The following is a 22,130-nucleotide window of genomic DNA, read 5'->3' as shown; positions in this document are numbered from 1 at the left end:
ATTGCAAACAAACCTATCATACACACTTTTATTTCTAAGTTTCTTTTTTATAAGAATAAGCTTTGCTCAAGATATAAAGCCCAAAACAAAGATAGTAGTTCCTGCTACTAAAAAAGACAGCCTAAATTTAATAAAGAAAGATACAATATTTAATCAAAAAAAGGATTCTTTAGTACTAAAAAAGAAAGACACAATTGCTATTGACTCTTTAAAACCTAAAGAAACAGTAGAAGATATTATTACCCACATTGCAAAAGACTATACAATTCAAGATGCAAAAAACAAAACAGTAACACTGTATAATGAAGCTAACATAACCTATACTGATATAGATTTAAAAGCAGGAATTATTATTATAGATTACAAAAAAAATACACTTTTTGCTAAAGGAATCGTAGATAGTACTGGCTATACACAAAGACCTGTTTTTAAACAAGGTAATCAAGAGTCTGAGCAAGACTCTATACGATACAATTTTAAAAGTAAACGTGCTTTAATCTATGGATTAAAAACAAATCAAGGTGAATTTATTACTTATGGTGAAAAAACCAAACGAGTAAATGATTCTACTATATATATCCGTAAAATTAAATTTACCACTTCAGAAAAAAAAATACCCGATTACTACATTGCTACAAATAAAGCCAAATTAGTTCCTGGTAAAAAAATTATTGTTGGAACAAGTAATTTAGTTTTAGCAGATGTACCTACTCCTCTTTTTCTACCTTTTGCTTATTTTCCTTTAGGTGATAAAAATCTTTCTGGTTTTTTAATACCTTCTTTTGATACGGGAAGTAGTGATAGAGGAATTGGTTTTCAAAACGGAGGTTATTATTTTGCGGTTAATGATTATTTTGATCTGGCTGTTTTAGGTGATGCCTATTCTAATGGTAGTTGGGGAGCGAATATTAGTTCTAATTATAATAATAGGTATAAATATAGTGGGACTTTTAATTTAAGGTTTGAAAACATCATTCAAGGGATTAAAGGTTTTGATGATTTTAGTAAAGCTAATAATTTTAATATTACTTGGAATCATAGACAAAGTACAAAAGCCAGTCCTAATTCTAACTTTTCAGCCTCTGTAAATGTTGGTAGTAGTCGATTTTTTAGAGAATCTTTAAATCAATTTAATATTTCACAATCGCAAAACAATACATTTAATTCCTCTATAAATTATAGTAGAACATTTGTTGGCACGCCATTTAACATGAGCTTAAATGCCTCGCATCAACAAAATACAAATACAGAAAAAATTACAATGACCTTACCTTCATTAACTCTAAATATGAATAGAGTATACCCTTTTGCGGGTAAAGGAGGTGTTAAGAAAAACCCTATTCAAAAATTAGGTTTTAATTATAATATGCAAGGGCAGTATTTAATTAATACTTCAGATGATGAGTTTTTTACAAAAAAAATGTTTGAAACAGCTCGTTCTGGAGTGCAACACAAAACAAGTACAAGTACAAATATAAAGGCCTTTAAATATTTTACTTTATCACCAAGTGCTAATTACGAAGAAGTTTGGCATTTCGATTATATACAAAAAGATTACGACCCTACAAACAATGTTGTAGTTACAGATACTTTAAGAGGTTTTAAAAGTTATAGAGAATATAACTTTGGAGTAAGTTTATCTACCAATATTTATGGTACCTTTAATTTTAAAAAAGGAAGATTAAAAGCCATAAGACATACTTTTAGACCTTCTATCTCTTATTCTTATAGACCCGATTTTAAAGATAAATACATAAAAGAAGTACAACAAAGTGCAAATCCTTTTGATTTACAAGAATATACTGTTTTTGACCAAGGAATTTACGGTGGTCCTTCTTCTGGAATTAGCAATTCTATTGGTATTGCTTTAAACAATGTTTTAGAAGCTAAAGTTGCTCCAAAAGATCCTGATAGTGATGAAGAAGATAAAAAAATAACCCTCCTTAACAACTTAAATTTCAACAGTTCTTACAATATTGCCGCAGATAGTTTACGCTGGTCTCCTGTATCATTTTCTGCAGGTACAAGGTTATTAAAAGATAAATTATCTGTAAACCTTACAGGTTCTTTAGATCCTTATAAAGTTAATGAAAGTGGAGCAAGAATTAATGAGTATAATTCAGGTATTTTTAGACTTACAAATGCAAGTTTAACGGCCAATTACTCTCTTTCTAGTGAAGACTTTAATAAGAAAGACGACGCAAAAGGCAGTAAAAACAATAATAACACTAAAGGTAGAGATCCTAACAACCCACCAGATGTAATGGGTGCTAATATCGACCCTAATAATAGATTTGGAAGCACAAACAATACAGCCAATTCTAACAAAGAGAATAAGACTAAAAAAACAGAATTGTATAGGTCTAAAATACCTTGGACATTAAATTTAATTTACTCAGCAAATTACACCAATAATGGATTAGCCCCAGGATCTATTGGTATCCATACTGTTGGTTTTAGTGGAAATATTGAATTGACACCTAAATGGAGTGTTGGATATTCTTCTGGTTACGATGTTAAAAATGGTGCTTTCTCCTTTTCTAGATTTAATTTTTCTAGAGATTTAGATAGCTGGCGATTTAATTTTAATTGGGTTCCTTTTGGAACAAATTCTTCTTATACATTTTTTATCGGTGTAAAATCGTCTGTTTTAAGTGATTTGAAATGGGATAAAAACAAACCACCAGATAGAGTGTTATTTTAAGAAAATTAACAAAAACTTGAAACTCTATATAAAATGAAAAAAATAATATCAACAACAAAAGCACCAGCTCCAATAGGACCTTATAATCAAGCTATTTTAAGTGGAAACACTTTATATACTTCTGGTCAAATTGCTATTAATCCGATGACTGGAGAATTAGTTTTAGACTCTATTAAATCTGAAACAAAACAAGTAATGGAAAACATGAAAGAAGTTTTAGCCGCTGCTGAAATGACTTTTGAAAATGTTGTAAAAACCTGTATTTTTATATCCGATATGAATACTTTTTCGGAAATAAATACTGTTTACGGTGAATATTTTAATGAAGAAACGGCACCTGCTAGAGAAACCGTTGAAGTAGCAAACTTACCTAAGTTTGTAAATGTAGAAATTAGTATGATTGCAATTAAATAATTTTAAGCAACTAAAATTTTTAAAACATAAAAAAACCTGATAGAAATAATATTTCTACCAGGTTTTTTAACTTTAATCAAACCAATATTTTATTACACGGTTGCAGCGTATTCTACTAGATCTACTAATTTTGTAGAATATCCCATTTCGTTATCATACCAAGAAACAACTTTTACAAAGTTATCATTTAAAGCAATTCCTGCATTTGCATCAAAAATTGAAGTTCTTGTATCTCCTACAAAATCTTGAGAAACCAATAATTCTTCTGTATAACCAATAACTCCACCCATTTCTTCACTTTCAGAGGCAGCTTTCATTGCAGCTTTTATCTCTTCATAGGTAGCAGATTTTTCTAACTTTACAGTTAAATCTACTACAGAAACGTCCATGGTTGGCACACGGAATGACATCCCTGTTAATTTCCCATTTAATTCTGGAATTACCTTCCCTACTGCTTTTGCAGCTCCTGTAGAAGAAGGAATTATATTATGAATTGCAGCTCTACCACCTCTCCAGTCTTTAGACGAAGGTCCATCCACTGTTTTTTGAGTTGCAGTAGTTGCATGTACAGTAGTCATTAAACCTTCTACAATACCAAAATTATCGTTTAAAACTTTAGCTAAAGGAGCTAAACAGTTTGTGGTACAAGATGCATTAGAAAAAACAGTATCTGTAGCTTTTAACTCTTTATTATTTACTCCCATTACAAACATTGGAGCATCAGGAGATGGTGCAGAAATAACTACTTTCTTTGCTCCTCCTTTTATGTGTAAATTTCCTTGTTCAATAGTTTTAAAGAATCCAGTACATTCCATTACATATTCTGCATCTACTTCATCCCATTTTAAGTTCTCTGGATTTCTTTCTGCAGTAATTCTGATTTCGTTTCCGTTTACAACCAATTTACCATCTTTTACATCTACAGTTCCATCAAAAGCACCATGAACAGAGTCGTACTTTAACATGTATGCTAAATAATCTACATCTAGTAAATCATTAATTGCTACTACTTGTACATTAGGTCTATTTACTGTAGCTCTAAATGCTAATCTACCAATTCTACCAAATCCGTTAATTCCTACTTTAATCATTGTCTTTAATCTTTAAACTTATTCTTATGTTGTCATAATATCAGAAACTCTTAAAAGCTCCATATTAATAGTATGACCTCCTTTTATTGCCTCTGCAATACTTGTACTTATTACTTCGTTATTTTTAAGCCCTACCATTAAATTGGTTTGCCCATCTAATAATAACTCAACTGATTTTACACCTAATCTACTAGCTAAAACTCTATCAAAACAAGAAGGTGAACCACCTCTTTGCATATGCCCTAAAACAGAAACTCTTACTTCATATTCTGGTAAGTTTTCTTCTACATATTCAGCTAATTCATATACATTTTTCCCTGACTTATCTCCTTCTGCTACTACTACGATACTTGATGATTTTCCCGCTCTTCTACTCTTTTTTAAAGACTCTAGCATTCTGTCTAATCCCAAGTCTTCTTCAGGAATTAAGATTTCTTCTGCACCAGCTCCAACTCCTGCATTTAAAGCAATAAATCCTGCATCACGCCCCATAACTTCAACAAAGAACAGTCTGTTATGAGAAGATGCTGTGTCTCTAATTTTATCGATAGCTTCAACAGCTGTATTTAATGCTGTATCATATCCTAAGGTATGGGATGTGCCAAAGATATCGTTATCAATTGTCCCTGGAATTCCAATAACTGGAAAGTTAAATTCTTCATTAAAAACAACTGCACCAGTAAAAGAGCCATCTCCACCAATAACAACCATAGCATCAATTTTATTTTTTCTTAAATGCTCATATGCTTTTTGTCTACCTTCCTTTGTTCTAAACTCTTTAGATCGGGCAGATTTAAGAATTGTTCCTCCTTTATTAATTATATTATTTACACTTCTTGCTGTAAGCTCTATAAAATCACCTTCTATTAAACCTTCATATCCTCTGTATATACCTGCACAAGCTATACTATAATAAGCACAAGTTCTTACTACAGACCTTATTGCTGCGTTCATACCTGGAGCATCTCCCCCAGAAGTCATTACCGCTATTTTTTTAATTTTCTCCATATAATTGTGATGTAAAATTACTGCTTTTTAGTTGTTTAAAATAAAAAAGTTACGAAATCGTTTTAGCCAAAAAACCCTTTATTTAAAAGGAAAGAGAACTTGTAATCCGAAATCGTTTTCGTTTTTTTTGATGTTCTTATTTAAGTGAAAAAAGTATTTTTTAAACTATAGAGATTAAAACTAATTTCCTTCAAAATTGATTAAAGCTTTGTGTTGAGATTTAACAGAGTCTTTCTTAACTACTTTTTTAGTTTCTTTTTTTATCTTCTTTTTTAGTCCAATTTTCTTAAGTAATTGAGACAATGTATTAAAGTTAACTTGATAAGATAACCCCACACCTTGAGTATACCCTTCTTCTTCCGTAGAATATTGAATTTCGTTTTGGCGATTGAAAATAATCCCCCTAAAATTACCTTCTTTATTTAATAGAACTTCTACTTTTACTTCACCAACAACACTAGATTGTGTTTGTGCCCCAACAGGAACACCTACTTTACCATTAATAATTACCCTATTACTTACTTGAGTACTTACAGAAACATCAACCTGATTATCTATATTTAATCTTTCTAAATCGTTATCTTTTGTTCCTTGTTGATAATCTACACCTAACTTAAATTTACTATCTGGGTTATTTAGCAAACTAGAAAAAGCAGCAGAAATAGCACTAGTTGCAGTACCTGCTAATGTATTGTTAACATCAAAGTTTACTTTATCTGGATTTGAAAAAGAACCAGTTGCCAATAAAGAAATAAATTGAGTCGTTTTTTGATTAACATTATTGTCATTTAAAAGAAACTCTAACTCACTTGCTATTGTAGGATCTACATTGGTTAATTGAATATCTAAATCTTGTTTAGAACTAAATAAACCTCCTGTAATTCTTGTAACTAAATCTACTTCAATATTTCTATTAGAATTAAAATTTTCCAATAAAACACCTGGATTTGCTTTGGCTTTATAAATTGCTGTTACATCTAAAATTGCTTCATAAGGATTACCACTCCAAGAAACAGAACCCCCTTTTTGTATTAAAAATGGTTTGTTAATAATTCCTCCATATTTAAAATCATAAACTCCATTATCAATTATATACTCACCAAACATATTAAAAGAACCCCTTGTGTTTATTCTTATTTGAAGATTTCCAGAACCCCTTCCGGTTAATTGACTTCCATTAACTTCATCAATAACAACTTGTGCTTCTGCATCTTTTGTTACTTCTAAATCTATATTTAAAGACAATCCTTTTATGGCTTCTCTAGCAATTTCTTTTTGCTTATCTCTATCTAAAATTTTATCCGATTTAAAGTATATAAGCTTATAACTATCTACGGTTTCTATATCTTTTAACGGAACTACAAATTTTGTTCCTGGTTTGGTTTTTGCATTTACATCTATAGTCAATTGATCTGTTAAGCCTGAAATATTTGCTGTTCCGTCTATGAATGCTGTTCCGTAATACAATGCTTCTTCTGTATTTTCTGTATCCAAAACCAATAAATTTTTACCATCAATTTCAATATTTAGAAACCATTGTTTAAAGTTCTGATGCGTAATATCTCCTAATAACCTTCCTTTTGTTTTGTGTTTTGTATCTAACAGAGAAAAGTTTTCTAAAATAAAAGATTGTTGCTGTAAAGTAATGATAGACTCTCCTTCAAAATCGAAATCTACATTTAAGTATGGGAATTTTAACCCCGCATTTTTAAGTCTTAAAGTTCCTTCCATATCTGGATTTCCTAAGAACCCTCTTAATGTAAAATCTCCAGAAATAGTACCTCTTAAAGAAGACAATACATCTTGACCTAAAGGACTAAAAGCATCTAAATTAAAATCTTCTAAAAAGACTTCTAGATCTATTAAGGGTCTTTTTGCAGAAAAATCTAAATTTCCGGTAGCGGCAATACTTTTGACTTTTTTATTATTTATAGATAAATCTACATCATATTTTTTGTATGAATTATCTCCTTTTATACTTAAAGCTAAATCTCCTTGTTTAAAATTATTAACCTCAAAATCTTTAATCAAAAAGATGGCTTCTGGGCTATAAACATTTTCTTTTTGTACAAAATCTAAATTTCCAGAAAGCTTTCCCTTTAAATTTAAACTATCTATTACTGGCAAGAAACTTTGCAAATCTACTTTTGTAAAATCTGCTAATAAAACTTTTTCATTTTCGCCTTTAATACTTCCTAAAAATTCTATTTTTTGTTCTCCTGAGGTTAATTTAAATTGACTAAAATCAAACTCATTCTTTTTTAAATCAAATGTAATTTTATCTGTATTTTTATTATCAGGGTTTATACTCCAAACGTTTTCTTTAAATACAAGTTTAGAGTCTTCAATACCTATAACAGATTTTCCTTCTTCATTAAAAGTGTAGAAAAAATCTAGGTTAAAATTTTCGTTGTTTTTATCTCCTCCATCAAATTCTGATTTAAAAAATAAGGTGTCATTTTGCGTTCTATTTAATAAATTAAATTTAGAAATATTATAATATTTTGTATTGACTTCTGAGGCTGTTAAATGCGAGTTATACAGTGGATTCTGATTATCTGTTCTTAACAAAACATCTTTTAACTCATTACCATATGCATCTATTTTAGGAGATGAAAACGTAAGCCTTAATTGATTCTTATTCGATTTAATTTTTCCTTTAATCTTTGTATTATCATCAATAGTAATATCTGGATAAAAGATTGTTACAATTTGATTATAAATAGTAAAATTAAAATCTAAGAATTGGTTAGGCGCTACTTTATACGGGTTGTAATTTGTATAAATACTTCCTAAAGCATTTTGTGCTACCGGCAATAATTCTTCAAAAGAAAATTTCCCAGTTAAATAACCGTTTGCGATATCTTTAGAGGCAACTTCTATTGTTTTTATACTATCTTTTAGTGATGATGAAACTTTAAATTCTTTAAAAACAAATTCCTTTTTTTGATTTGTGTATAATATATTTTTAAAGGTTGCATTCCCCACAATATCATCAAAAGTGTTTCCCTCTATATCTAATTCAATTTTTCCTTTTAAAAGAGAAATACTATCTCTTACAAATAAATTAGTTTCTTTTAAATTTAAAATTTCTATGTCAGATTTAAAATCAAATTTGTGAATTTCTGATGATAAATCTGCCAAACCATTAAACTTCATTTTAAAGTTCTCATCATCTATTTCTAAGTTTCCATCAAATTTATTATTTTGATACTGTCCATTTGCAGCAATGTTATTATAGCTATAGTTTTTAAAATTAAGTTCAGAAACCTTACCTATAAAAGATGTATTAATATTATCTAATCGGAAACCACTACCATTTACATCTCCTTTTAAAGAAACTGTTCCAAACAAAGGGTCGTTAAAAAAGATACCAATATCAAAATTATTTAATTCAATTTCTCCGCTATATTCTGCAAAATCAATATCGTCTATATTTGTTATTTGTAAGTCAGAGATTGTAGAACCAATTTCTGAATCTATATTAACTGTAGCTTGCATTTGTTTTGGGGTAACTCTAACTTTTCCAATAACCGTAAACTTACCTAGCTTTTCAAATTCAGAAGGAAGTGTTTTTCCTAAAACGTTAGGTAAAATACTTTTAAGCTCATTATAAGTAGCTGTTAAATTGGCTAAATCTCCATCAAAAACAAAACCTCTTTCTGTATTTAAGACATTAACAAAAGATAATTCTCCATTAACTTTAATTCCTTTTCTAGATAATAGATTAAGATTTTTAAGTGTAAAATTATTTAGTTGTCCATTTAACTTTGTGCTAAAATCAATAATGTCATTTCCGCTTAATTCTTTATAAAATTTCTTTAAGTCATAAACAGCAATTTTACTCTTTTTAAAATCTGCCGTTATATTAACTTTATCATTAAATTTGGCTAAATCTTTTCTTTTATAGTGAAACTCAATGTCTCCATTAATTTTAGACTTTACCGTTTGTAATGTTGTATTCTTAAAAAACATTGCCGTTAAAGTGTATGTAAAATCTGTAGTTAAGTTTGTAACATCCAAGCCATACATATCTTTAAAATACAAGCCTCTAATATTGGTTGAAAAATCGGGGCCTATTATTGATAAATCTTGTAAATTACCTCCAGCTTTTTTAACTTCGTACGCTATAGGTTTCTTTTTATTTTCATCTATTAATCTATAATTTAAATTATTAAGGTAAACATTAGATGTTTTTAAAATAAAAGGATTTGAAAGCGAATCTCTTGGCTTTCCATCTTCAAAACTATCAATAAAAACTGCTAAATTATCGTCTTTTTCTCCTTTATATGTTTTCATATAAAAATCTACGCCATCTAAAGAAACACTTTTTAAAGAAACTTCATTATCTATAATTCTCTTAACATTTAAAAGGGATGTACTTAATTTTTCAACAAAGATTAAAGTGTCTTTATGATGATCTCTAATTTTAACTCCTTTTAACTTAACATTTCCCAAAAAAGATAAATCGACTTTATCTATAGTTAAGTTTGTGCCAAAATCTTCGTTAATTCTGTTGGTAGCGTATGAACCTATTTTAGTTTGTATAGCAGGAATAGATAATAAAATACTTATTAGCAGAAAAAAGAGCACAATGTACCCTAGAAATTTCAGTATTTTTTTTCCAGCTTTTTTGATGATGATATTTTTTTAAATGAAACCTATTTTCAACAATATATAATCAAAAACATTGCCATTTATTACAAAGAACGTGCAAATTTAACAAAGAATTAAATTTCTATTCTTAAAAAAGTTCCCTCAACATAAAAATATACTTAATTTTGCAAGAAATTAACTTTCTTTTGATGGAAAAACCTGTTTATATTTTAGGAATAGAATCTTCTTGTGACGATACAAGTGCTTCAGTTATTTGTGATGCCAAAGTGTTAAGTAATGTTGTTGCAAACCAAGATGTACATTCTAAATATGGTGGAGTTGTTCCAGAACTTGCATCAAGAGCGCACCAGCTAAACATAGTACCCGTTGTACAACAAGCCTTAGAACAAGCTAATGTTAAAAAAGAAGATTTGTCTGCAATTGCTTTTACGCGTGGGCCTGGTTTAATGGGATCATTATTAGTGGGTACATCTTTTGCTAAATCTTTAGCTTTAGGCTTAGAAATACCATTGATTGATGTTAACCACATGCAAGCGCATATATTAGCTCATTTTATAAATGAAGAAGGTAATAAAATCCCTCCATTTCCTTTTATTTGTTTAACGATAAGTGGTGGTCATACACAGATTGTAAAAATTTCTAATCATTTTGAAATGGAAATTTTAGGTGAAACAATTGATGATGCTGTTGGAGAGGCATTTGATAAATCTGCTAAAATTCTTGGATTACCTTACCCTGGTGGGCCATTAATTGATAAACATGCAAAATTAGGAAATCCAAAAGCATTTAAATTTACAAAGCCTAAAGTAGGAGACTTGGACTTTAGTTTTAGTGGATTGAAAACTGGGATTCTTTATTTTATTCAGAAGCAACAAAGAATTAACCCTCAATTTATCGAAGAAAATTTAAATGATCTTTGCGCTTCAATTCAATATACTATTGTTGAAATTTTAATGGAAAAATTAAAGAATGCTGTTAAACAAACGGGAATTAAACACATTGCTATTGCTGGAGGAGTTTCTGCTAATTCAGAAATTAGAAATAGATTGCAATTAGCCGAAAAACATTTTGGTTGGACAACCTATATCCCTAAATTTGAATACACTACAGACAATGCTGCCATGATTGCTATTACTGGTTATTTAAAATATTTAAACAAAAAATATTCTAATGTTTCTGTAACCGCAAAAGCAAGATTAAAAGTAACAGAATAAATTTATGAAAACTCTAAAAAACAGATTATCATTTTATATTTCATATTATTTATTATGGGTGGCTTATTTTATTTTTGCTCGCCTTTTTTTTCTTCTTTTTTATTTTGATAAAACTCAAAATTTAGGTTTAACGACTACTTTGAAAACTTTTTTTTATGGGTTACGTTTAGACAGTTCTTTTGCTGCTTATTTAAGTTTTATTCCTTTTTTATTACTAATTTTTTCAGTTTTCAGCAATTCTAAAATCATTGAAAATAGTATAAAATGGTACTCTTATCTTATACTGCTTTTTATCAATTTATTACTTATAATTGATGCAGGCTTATACCAATCTTGGGGAGTTCGTTTAGATGCAACCATACTTACATATCTAAATACACCAGAAGTTATGATAGCCTCAACCTCTACTTATCAGCTTATTTCTGGAACTCTATTTTGGCTAGTATCGTCTTATATTTTTATTAAAATATTTCATAGAGTAATTAGTAACAAAATTCATAAAATAGAAAAAGGAAATTGGCTACAAGCTCCTATTTTTTTATTAATTACGGCCTTACTAATCATACCTGTAAGAGGAGGCTTACAAACAATTCCTGTAAATCAAAGTAATGTTTATTTTTCCAATAAAATGTTTGCCAATCACGCTTCAATTAATTTTGTTTGGAATTTTTTTAATGCATTAACCCATAAGTTTAATGGTAAAAACACTTATAAATCGTTTGATAACGACATTGCTCAAAAGATTATTAATAAAAGAAGAAATCAACTTTTAGTTTCAGATACTGATAGTGTTTTAAATACAACAAAACCAAATGTTATATTAATTATTTGGGAAAGTTTAACCGCTAAAGTAGTTGGTTCTTTAGGCGGTGAACCTAGCGTTACAGAAAACTTAAACAGGTTGTCTAAAGAAGGAATTTTATTTACCAATTTTTATGGAAATGGAGAAAGAACAGATAAAGGTATACCTGCAATTTTAAGTGGTTATTACCCTCAACCAAGTACTAGTATAATGAAAATGCCTAATAAAACAAGAAGCCTACCAATGTTATCTAAAAAAATGATAGACTTAGGATACAAAACTTCGTTTTATTATGGAGGAGATTTAAATTTCGGTAATATGAATACTTATTTAAGAAATGGTGGAATTACCGATTTTGTTGATGGAAATGATTTTGACAAAAAAGATTGGAATTCTAAATGGGGAGCTCATGATCATATTTTCATGAAACGCTTTGAAGATGATTTATCAACCAAACAACCTGAACCTTTTTTTAAAATAGCACTTACATTAACGAGTCATGAACCCTTTGAAATTCAAGGAACTTATAAATTTGGAAAAGACACCGAAGAAAATAAATTTAGAAGTGCTCATGCTTATACAGATAAGGTTATTGGAAAATTTATCGATTTTGCAAAACAACAATCTTGGTACAAAAACACACTTATTGTAATCATGGCTGATCACGGACATAGATACCCAAAACATAAAGGTGAATTTAATTCTCCTAAAAAATTTAAAATACCTATGTTATGGTTAGGAGGTGCATTACAAAAAAAAGGAATAGAAATCAATACAATTGCTAGTCAAGTTGATTTTTCTTATACTTTATTAGATTTATTAAAAGGAGACAATTCAGATTTTATTTATAGTAAAAATATTTTTAATAATTCTGAGAAACAATATACTCACTATATCTTTAATAAAGGCTTTGGTACACTTACAAAAAACGGCCTTTTTGTGTACGATTTTGTAAGTAAAAAACCTATTCTAAAAACAGGTTCAGAAGCTGATAAATTAGATTCTTTAGGAAAGGCCATCTCCCAAAATGCCTTTCAAGATTTTTTGGATAGAAAATAGTCATTTCCACTTATTTATTATCCTAAAAATACTTCAGTAATTATATACCGCTTTAAGAAGGATTACTACTTTCTTGTTTTTTTATTAAGTATCCTTTTTGCTTTATCTTATCAGAATACTCTTTCATCAAATGAAATTGATAGATATTTAGTTTGCGTAAAAAATAACGACAACAAAATAGTACTTTTAAACTGTATTAGCATTTTAAAAAAATAATCATATTTAAAAAGAATACATATGAAAAAAGGATTACTATTATTTACTATATTTTTTATAAGTTTAGCTCAATCACAAACCATATTAATTCCTAATGGAGGTTTTAATACAGATACTTCGGGTTGGAGTATTGTTGGCGATAACACTACAATTAGTGGCGGAGGAGAACTACACATTAATGTTTCTGGAATTTATACAGAAGACTTTGTTCTTACATCTCCACAATTTAATCTAGACGCAAATAAAACTTACAAACTTCATGGCGATTATAGAAATGTTCAATTCGATCCAATGATGGGAGAAACTCCACTTGGAGGATTTTCAAATATAGCTTTAAAAGATATAAATGGTAATAACGCAGCAGTGGTAGGATTATCTAATTGTAATATAGGTTATTTAGATATGTGTTATTCCGATAATTTTACTGTTCCTACAAGCGGAACATATTATTTAGAATTTGTTGGTCAACAACAGCAAAATGCAGAATTTGTTTTAGATAATGTTGGTTTTGAAGAAATTATTCAAAATACTTTTAGTGGAAAGGTAACATTAGATATTAATAATGATGGTTGCGCTACATCAACTACAACTGTTTCTAATTTTCCAATTCAATTAAATGAAACAAACTCAAACACAAGTTATAATATATTTACGGATGTTAATGGCAACTATATTATTGAAACACAAAATATTACCGGGAATTTTGTAACACAAACAAATCAAGCTCTTTACAGCTCAACTCCTGCAAATTACACAAACAATATTAGCTCTGGAATTAACAATTTAGCAAATCAAAATTTTTGTATTTCTCCAAATACAGTTGCAAACGATCTTAATGTGTCAATAATTCCTACTACACAGGCAAGACCAGGTTTTAATACATCCTACCAATTAAGATATACAAATTTAGGAACAACTACTTTAAGTGGAAGTGTAGATTTAAGTTTTGATAACACGTTAGTTACTTTTTTAAATGCATCTATCTCTCCAGACCTTACAAATCCAACATCATTAAGTTGGAATTACTCTAACTTATTACCTTTAGAAACAAGATATATAGATGTACACTTTAATATATTTACCCCACCAACAGTTAATAATGGTGATGTTTTAAGTTATACCGTTTCAGTTAATCCTATTACTGGTGATTATACACCTACAAACAATACATATACATTTAACCAAATAACTATTGGATCATATGATCCAAATGACATCACAATTTTAGAAGGCCCTTTGCTTTCCGCAAGTCAAGCAACTGAATATTTAAATGTTTTAATCCGTTTTCAAAATACGGGAACTGCTTCTGCAATTAATATTACAGTAAAAAACTCACTTGATGCATTTCTAGATTGGACAACTTTTCAGCCTATTGCTGCTAGTCATAATTACAACACTATTATAAATAATGGAAGTGAAGTAGATTTTGTTTTTAATGGTATTAACCTAGCAGACAGTACAAGTGATGAACCTGGAAGTCATGGATGGGTATATTACAAAATAAAACCAAAAAGCACCTTTAATGTAGGAGATGTTATTTCAAATATTGCTAAAATTTACTTTGATTATAATTTACCAATTATTACCAATACAGCAACTACTCAAATAAATAACACATTGTCTATTCTTGAAAATGAAATTGATACTAACCTTAATATTTACCCAAATCCTGCAAGTCATAAATTAAATATAACTTCAATTCTGTCCGGAAAATATTCCTTTTTTAACCTAAATGGTCAATTAATTAAGAAAGGAAAAATTAATTCTGGTAAAAATCATTTAGACATTTCTAATTTATCGAATGGATTATACGTCCTTAAAACCATAACACCAGAAGGAAGTACTTTTACTAAAAAAGTTTATATCAAACAGCAAATAAATTAATTATCACCACCAAATAAAAAGAGGAAGTCAAAAAGTCATTATGTAAATTTTTATATAATGACTTTTATTTATTCAAACAATTCCCAAGAGTCAATTTGTAAAGAAGTAATAAACTCAGATGCTTTCATAATATCATTATGCATAACTCTATCTTCTTCTACAATACAAACTTCTTGCCTAAACATTTTAAGAATAGACTCTAAAAAAGGGGAAGTTTTCCCATTTCCAAAACTTAATGCTTGTGATGCTGTAAATAACTCTATTGCTAAAATAGTCTGTAAATTATCTACAATCTTTTTACATTTTGTAGCAGCATTTGCTCCCATAGAAACATGATCTTCTTGCCCATTACTAGACTCTATAGAATCTACACTTGCTGGTGTAGCATATTGTTTATTCTGACTTACAATACTTGCGGCTGTATATTGTGGAATCATAAATCCAGAATTTAATCCTGGATTTGAAACCAAAAATGGCGGCAAATGTCTATGACCAGAAACTAATTGATACGTTCTTCTCTCTGATATATTTCCTAACTCTGACAATGCAATTGCTAAAAAATCTAACCCCAAAGCCAAAGGTTGACCGTGAAAATTTCCTCCAGAAATAATTTCGTCTTCATCTACAAAAATATTTGGATTGTCTGTTACCGAATTAATTTCTGTTAAAAATGTCTTAGTTACAAAACGGATAGTATCTTTAGTTGCGCCATGTACTTGTGGCATACATCTAAAAGAGTACGGGTCTTGTACGTGTTGTTTTTCTTGACAAATCAACTCGCTCTCTTCTAAAAAATTCTGAATTCTTTGTGCTGTTTTTATTTGCCCATTATGAGGTCTTGCAAAATGAATTAACTCGTTAAAAGGCTCAATTCTTCCATCAAAACCTTCTAGTGAAATTGTTCCAATTAAATCTGCTAAATAAGAAAGCTTATGAGCTTTTAATAAGTTGTAAATTCCATAAGCAGACATAAACTGTGTTCCATTTAACAAGGCCAAACCTTCTTTAGATTGTAAGTTTATTTTATCCCAAGCAAAAGTTTCTAATAATTTTTCTCCACTTATTTTTTCTCCTTTAAAATACACTTCTCCTAAACCAATTAAAGGTAAAGACAAATGAGCTAAAGGTGATAAATCTCCAGATGCCCCTAAAGAACCTTGCGTATAAACAACAGGAATAATATCATTATTATAGAAATCTATTAATCTTTTTACAGTTGCTAATTGCACTCCAGAATGCCCAAAACTCAATGCTTGAATTTTAAATAAAATCATCAATTTTACAATTTCAATAGGCACTTCACTTCCTGTACCACAAGCATGACTCATTACTAAGTTTTCTTGTAGTTTTTGTAAATTCTCTCCCTTTATCTTCACATTGTACAGGGCACCAAACCCAGTATTAATACCATATATAGGTTTCGAAATCGATTTCATTTTTTCATCTAAATAAGCTCTACATTTTTCTATTTTTTGAATAGCAGAATCTGATAAAGCTAATTTAATATCTGTTGAAATTATTTCTTGAATTTTAGATAAATCTAAAGGAATGGAATCTATGTAATGAAATGAACTCATAAGTTGATTGATTATTTTTCAAAAGTGCAAATTCAATGTAGCATATGCAAGTGATTTTAACTATTTTTCTATATTATATGTTCTATATTTGCAGCTTTAAATCAAAATTATAATAATGAAAAAATTAAGCTTAATACTTTTTACACTATTAATTGTAGCTTCTTGTACAAAAGAACATTCTAAAAATTATTTATCACTTTCTGGTAAATTGGAAAACAATAAAGATTCTATAATAACTATTGCAGGAGCAAAAGGCATTATTAAAAAGATATCGGTTGACTCTACAGGAGTTTTTAGCGATACTTTAAAGGTTGAAAAAAGTGATATTTATACTTTTATGACCTCAGCTTCTAAAAGAGCACCTATCTATTTAAAAAATGGTTTTGATATCAATTTAACTGGTGATGCAGATAAATTTATGGATAGTTTTAAATTTACAGGTGAAGGTTCTTCTAATAGTAATTTTATAATTGCTCAAATATTAAAAAGTAAAAACATAGGAAATCCTCAACTTATTTTAAATCTAGATAAAGAAGCCTTTGATAAAAAAGTTACTGAGATAAAAAATGAGTATGATAGTTTATTAACTTCTTATAAAAACATTGATAGTTCTTTAGCTTCAATAGCAAATCAACAAACAGATAGATTGGTTTCATATTTACAAACTACATATAAAAATAATCTTAAAATGGGAAAAGGGAAACCTTCACCAGTATTTGAGAATTATATAGACATTAAAGGAGGTAAAAAATCGTTAGATTCATTTAAAGGGAAATATGTTTATATCGATGTTTGGGCAACTTGGTGTGGACCATGTATTCAACAAATACCTTTTCTACAAAATTTAGAGAAAGAATATCATAATAAAAATATTGAGTTTGTAAGCATTTCTACGGATGAAAGTACTAGAAGTGGTGGTTCTTGGGAGGCTGCAGAAAAAAAATGGAGAGCTTTTGTAAAAGCCAAACAAATGAGTGGTGTTCAACTTTGGGCTGGACAAGATTATTCTTTTCAACAAGCTTATCAAATAAATGCAATACCAAGGTTTATTTTAATTGATCCAAAAGGAAATATTGTAGAGGCCAATGCACCAAGACCTTCTGACCCAGGTTTAAAAACATTATTTACATCTTTAGGTCTTTAATACTTAAACATTAGCAAAAAAAAAGCGAAATTCAAATTTGAATTTCGCTTTTTTTATACCATTAAATTAAAAAATTTACTCTTTGTAAACTCCCATATTAGCATATTTATCCATTCTTTCAGATACTAAATCAGTATCATTTAAATCTTTTAATTCATCAAAAGCAGTAATAATTTGTTCTTTAACAGCTTTAAAAGCCCCTTCTCTGTCTGAATGAGCCCCCCCAACTGGTTCTTGTATAATACCATCTATTAATTTTAACCTTTTCATATCTGCTCCGGTTAACTTTAATGCAGCTGCTGCTTGTTCCTTAAACTCCCAACTTCTCCATAAAATAGAAGAACAAGATTCTGGAGAAATTACAGTATACCATGTATTTTCCATCATATATACTCTGTCTCCTACTCCAATTCCTAATGCTCCTCCCGAAGCTCCTTCACCAATTACAATTGTTATAATAGGTGTTTTTAAACGTGTCATTTCAAGAATATTTCTAGCAATTGCTTCACCTTGTCCACGTTCTTCTGCTTCTAAACCTGGATATGCACCAGGAGTATCTAATAAAGTAACCACAGGAATTCTAAATTTTTCTGCCATTTTCATTAAACGTAAAGCTTTTCTATAGCCTTCAGGATTTGCCATTCCAAAATTTCTATACTGACGAGTTTTGGTATTGTATCCTTTTTGTTGACCAATAAACATAAAAGATTGATCTCCTATTTTACCCAAACCACCAATCATCGCCTTATCATCTTTTACATTTCTATCTCCGTGAAGCTCCATAAAAGTATCTCCACAAATAGCTCTAATATAATCTAAAGTATAAGGTCTGTTTGGATGTCTAGATAATTGAACTCTTTGCCAAGGAGTTAAATTTTTATAAATATCTTTTCTAGCTTTGTCTAATTTTTTTTCAATTTTTTTGCACGTAGCAGTAACATCTACTTCGCTTTCTTCCCCAATAATTTCACATTTTTCAAGCTGGTCTTGAAGTTCTTTAATGGGCATTTCAAAATCTAAATATTCCATTTCTGTAGTTGTTTGTAGAGACAAACATACTATAAAATTTAATTTTTTTAGCAAAAAGTAACGACTTTTTACTAACAGTTTTTTTGTTTAATTTTCTTTTTTAAAAACGATTTATTCTTTAAAACTCCGTTTAATAGAACAACAAATAAAACAATAAAAGCTCCTAAATAAAACTCAGGATTCATTTTTTCTGTTTCCCCAAAAACAAATAATGCCAAAATTATAGCATATACGGGCTCTAAATTAACAGTAAGCATTACTGTATAAGGTGATAAGTATTTCATCACTTTTACAGAAGCAATAAATGCATAAGCAGTACAAAAACTACTTAAAATAAGTAAGTAAATCCAATCTGATTTAGGCAGTATAAAAAGTGAAACAGAAAATCCTTTTGTAAACAAAAGGTAAATCGTAATAAAAAGTGCCCCAAAAAAAAGTTGATAAATAGAAATAGTGCTTGCTTTATATTTTTTAATAAAAAGTCCATTTAAAACAGCAAATAAAGAGCCTAAAAACGAAGATATTAACGCATAAAATATACCTAACTTATATTGACTTTCAAAATTAAAAATGATGTACAAACCAACAATAACAAGTAGCCCTAAAAATATTTCTACTGATTTTATTTTCCTTTTAAAAAAAAGAGGTTCTATTAATGAAGTAAAAAAAGCACCAGTACTCATAGTTACTAAAGCCACTGAAACATTTGATACTTTAATAGCTTTGAAGAAAAATATCCAATGCATAGCAATTATTATCCCTGTAAATAAAAATTTAAAAAGACCTCTTTTATCAAGATAAAAACTTTTCTTTTTTAATAGAAAATAGATTGCAATAAAAATGACTGACAAGGACATTCTAAAGAAGACCAACGGAATTGCATCAATAGTAATTAATTTGCCTAAAATAGCTGTAAATCCCCAGATAAAAACAATGAAGTGAAGTAGTAAATAATTTTTAAATCTATTTCCTAGCATTTAAGTACAAATAAATTGCTAAAGCTCCAAAAATAATATTGGGTATCCAGACATAAAAAAAAGAATTTACCCCAGCAACAGCACCAAGAACTTCCGCTATTTTCATTAAAAAAACATATACAAACATTACACCGACACCTATTGCCAAATTAAATCCTGTTCCACCTCTCTTTTTTCTAAAGGACAATGCAACAGCAATAATAGTAAGTATGTAAGATGCTATTGGTAAACTTGTTCTTTTATGAAGCTCTACCAAATATGCATTTAAATTTTTAATACCTCGTTTTTTAGAAATATCTATAAACTTTATTAATTCATCAGATGGCATTTCTTGAGCTAATGCAGACTGATAAATTAAATCTTTTGCTGTAAAATTAAATACGGTATCTATTTTACTACCATAAAAAATACTATCTCGGTCTCTATAAATTTGTCTTTTCCTCCAATTTCTTAGAGTAAAAACAGAATCTTTAGAATTGTATCTTATGTTATCTGCAGATAATTTTGATTTTAATTTTAACCCATCGTAAACCTCTGAAGTAAAATCGTAACCAGAGTTGCTTTCTGTATTAAAACTACGAATATAAATATAGGTACTATCTGTTAATTGTAGACTAAAATTAGTGACAAATTTTAACTGATTTTTTTGTGTTTTATTTTTAATATATTCTTTTTCAAATTTCTTTCTTTCTTTGCTACTACTAGGAACCACAAAATGATTCATCATTAAAGAAATAACAGTAACTATAGTTGCTCCTATAAAATAAGGGTATAAAAAACGTGTAAATGAAATTTTTGCATTTGTTATAGCTATAATTTCTGTATTACTAGAAAGTTTAGACGTAAATAAAATTACAGCAATAAATAATGCCAGAGGCATAAAAGTATTTGTGTAATAAATCGTAAAATTGATATAATATTGGTCTATAATTTCATAGACACTTAAATTAACATGTTCCAGAAAATTATCTATTTTTTCTGAAATATCTATAGCTATAGCAATAGGTATCAAGATTAATAAGGTAAACATAAATGTTACCAAAAAACGTTTTAATATGTACCAATCTATAATTTTCAAAAGCTTCTTTTAAATCTATTTTACAAACGGTTATCCATTTGTTTTACCATTTGATCTTTCCATTCTCTAAAATCTCCAGCCAAAATATGTTTTCTTGCTTCACGAGTTAGCCAAACATAAAAACCTAAATTATGAATTGATGCTATTTGTTTTCCTAACATTTCTTTTGCTGCAAATAAATGACGTAAATATGCCTTAGAATACATTGTATCTACCCAAGTAATACCCATTTCATCTATTGGAGAAAAATCATCTTCCCACTTTTTATTTTTAATATTTATTGTTCCATGGGCAGTAAACAACATTCCATTTCTTGCATTTCTTGTAGGCATTACACAATCAAACATATCAATTCCTAATGCTATGTTTTCTAAAATATTTATAGGTGTACCCACTCCCATTAAATAACGAGGTTTATCTTCAGGTAAAATTTCTGTAACAACTTCTGTCATTGCATACATTTCTTCTGCAGGCTCACCAACAGAAAGACCTCCAATTGCATTTGCTTGTTGTCCTGAATTTGCAATATATTCTGCAGATTGTTGACGCAAATCTTTATAAGTACTTCCTTGTACAATTGGCATAAAAGTCTGCTCAAAACCGTATTTAAATGGCACCTTTTCTAAATGACTAATACAACGACTTAACCACCTATGTGTCATATGCATAGAACGTTTTGCATAATTATAATCACAAGGATAAGGGGTACATTCATCAAAAGCCATAATAATATCTGCTCCGATAATACGTTGGGTTTCCATTACGTTTTCTGGCGTAAAAAAGTGCATAGAACCATCTATATGACTTTTAAACTTTACTCCTTCTTCGTTAATTTTTCTTCTTCCTGATAAAGAATATACTTGGTAACCTCCAGAATCTGTTAAGATATTTCTATCCCAATTCATAAATTTGTGAAGCCCTCCAGCTTTTTCTAAAATATCTAAACCAGGACGTAAGTATAAGTGATATGTGTTTCCTAAAATAATATCAGGATTAATTTCGTTTTTTAATTCTGTTTGATGAACTCCTTTTACAGTTCCTACAGTACCCACAGGCATAAAAATTGGTGTTTCTATTGTTCCGTGATCAGTAGTTATTACTCCTGCTCTAGCTTTGCTTTTGGCGTCGGTTATTTTTAAGTCGAATTTCATTGGTGGCAAAGATACTATTATTTAAGAATTGAAAAATAAAATGAACTGTTATATAAAACCAAAAAATAGTTTATTTTTTTTGTTGGCAAAAATATGTGTTAAGGATTGCAGTGGAAATCCTTTTTTATTTTTTTGAAAATAAATAAAGATTACAACGAAAAGCCT

The 22,130-nt window shown here is 29.0% G+C and carries 14 protein-coding genes; 6 read left to right on the top strand and 8 right to left on the bottom strand.

The window, feature by feature from the left end; translation table 11 throughout:
* Position 1: 1 nt before the first annotated feature.
* Both MC378_RS01005 and MC378_RS01000 read left to right on the top strand, forming a co-directional pair.
* Positions 2-2,704, top strand: coding sequence for a putative LPS assembly protein LptD (locus MC378_RS01005; RefSeq protein ID WP_242176846.1), 2,703 nt, complete (start codon positions 2-4; stop codon positions 2,702-2,704).
* 33 nt (positions 2,705-2,737) lie between these two features.
* Positions 2,738-3,118, top strand: coding sequence for a Rid family detoxifying hydrolase (locus MC378_RS01000; protein ID WP_242176845.1), 381 nt, complete (start codon positions 2,738-2,740; stop codon positions 3,116-3,118).
* A gap of 92 nt (positions 3,119-3,210) precedes the next feature.
* On the opposite strand, the gene gap is transcribed toward MC378_RS01000, so the two are convergent.
* The 3 genes from gap to MC378_RS00985 form a co-directional block, all read right to left on the bottom strand.
* Complete coding sequence (gap, locus tag MC378_RS00995; protein ID WP_242176844.1) at positions 3,211-4,209, bottom strand: type I glyceraldehyde-3-phosphate dehydrogenase; 999 nt, start codon at positions 4,207-4,209, stop codon at positions 3,211-3,213.
* Positions 4,210-4,233: 24 nt separating this feature from the next.
* A complete protein-coding gene (gene pfkA, locus MC378_RS00990) occupies positions 4,234-5,217 on the bottom strand; it encodes a 6-phosphofructokinase (protein ID WP_242176843.1) in 984 nt (327 codons plus the stop codon).
* A gap of 180 nt (positions 5,218-5,397) precedes the next feature.
* The gene (locus tag MC378_RS00985; protein WP_242176842.1) at positions 5,398-9,810 is read right to left on the bottom strand and encodes a translocation/assembly module TamB domain-containing protein; all 4,413 of its coding nucleotides are present in this window, start codon (positions 9,808-9,810) and stop codon (positions 5,398-5,400) included.
* Positions 9,811-10,022: 212 nt separating this feature from the next.
* Between MC378_RS00985 and tsaD the strand changes: the two genes are divergently transcribed.
* The 3 genes from tsaD to MC378_RS00970 all read left to right on the top strand — a co-directional run bounded on the left by tsaD (position 10,023) and on the right by MC378_RS00970 (position 15,009).
* The gene (gene tsaD / locus MC378_RS00980) at positions 10,023-11,048 is read left to right on the top strand and encodes a tRNA (adenosine(37)-N6)-threonylcarbamoyltransferase complex transferase subunit TsaD (RefSeq protein WP_242176841.1); all 1,026 of its coding nucleotides are present in this window, start codon (positions 10,023-10,025) and stop codon (positions 11,046-11,048) included.
* Between the two features lie 139 nt (positions 11,049-11,187).
* Positions 11,188-12,909: an LTA synthase family protein gene (locus MC378_RS00975; protein WP_242176840.1), complete on the top strand. Its 1,722-nt coding sequence runs from the start codon at positions 11,188-11,190 to the stop codon at positions 12,907-12,909.
* A gap of 237 nt (positions 12,910-13,146) precedes the next feature.
* Entirely contained in the window at positions 13,147-15,009 is a 1,863-nt protein-coding gene (locus MC378_RS00970; RefSeq protein WP_242176839.1) for a DUF7619 domain-containing protein, read from the top strand.
* Positions 15,010-15,077: 68 nt separating this feature from the next.
* Here MC378_RS00970 and hutH read toward each other — a convergent pair whose 3' ends face one another.
* Entirely contained in the window at positions 15,078-16,586 is a 1,509-nt protein-coding gene (gene hutH / locus MC378_RS00965; RefSeq protein ID WP_242176838.1) for a histidine ammonia-lyase, read from the bottom strand.
* A gap of 115 nt (positions 16,587-16,701) precedes the next feature.
* Between hutH and MC378_RS00960 the strand changes: the two genes are divergently transcribed.
* The gene (locus MC378_RS00960) at positions 16,702-17,730 is read left to right on the top strand and encodes a TlpA family protein disulfide reductase (protein ID WP_242176837.1); all 1,029 of its coding nucleotides are present in this window, start codon (positions 16,702-16,704) and stop codon (positions 17,728-17,730) included.
* A gap of 75 nt (positions 17,731-17,805) precedes the next feature.
* Here the strand turns inward: MC378_RS00960 and MC378_RS00955 are convergent, their stop codons facing one another.
* The 4 genes from MC378_RS00955 to tgt all read right to left on the bottom strand — a co-directional run bounded on the left by MC378_RS00955 (position 17,806) and on the right by tgt (position 21,965).
* Positions 17,806-18,759, bottom strand: a complete 954-nt coding sequence (locus tag MC378_RS00955; protein ID WP_242176836.1) for an acetyl-CoA carboxylase carboxyltransferase subunit alpha — start codon at positions 18,757-18,759, stop codon at positions 17,806-17,808.
* A gap of 71 nt (positions 18,760-18,830) precedes the next feature.
* A complete protein-coding gene (locus MC378_RS00950; protein ID WP_242176835.1) occupies positions 18,831-19,736 on the bottom strand; it encodes a DMT family transporter in 906 nt (301 codons plus the stop codon).
* Positions 19,723-20,814: an LptF/LptG family permease gene (locus MC378_RS00945; RefSeq protein ID WP_242176834.1), complete on the bottom strand. Its 1,092-nt coding sequence runs from the start codon at positions 20,812-20,814 to the stop codon at positions 19,723-19,725. Before MC378_RS00945 ends, MC378_RS00950 begins: the two co-directional genes overlap by 14 nt.
* Before the next feature lie 20 nt (positions 20,815-20,834).
* Positions 20,835-21,965, bottom strand: coding sequence for a tRNA guanosine(34) transglycosylase Tgt (tgt, locus tag MC378_RS00940; protein WP_242176833.1), 1,131 nt, complete (start codon positions 21,963-21,965; stop codon positions 20,835-20,837).
* Positions 21,966-22,130 lie beyond the last annotated feature (165 nt).

This window comes from Polaribacter marinus (genome assembly GCF_022662535.1).
GTDB classification, from domain to species: Bacteria; Bacteroidota; Bacteroidia; order Flavobacteriales; family Flavobacteriaceae; genus Polaribacter; species Polaribacter marinus.
The sequence above is the reverse complement of the archived record's forward strand: the minus strand, read 5'-3'. Positions and strand labels throughout refer to the sequence as shown.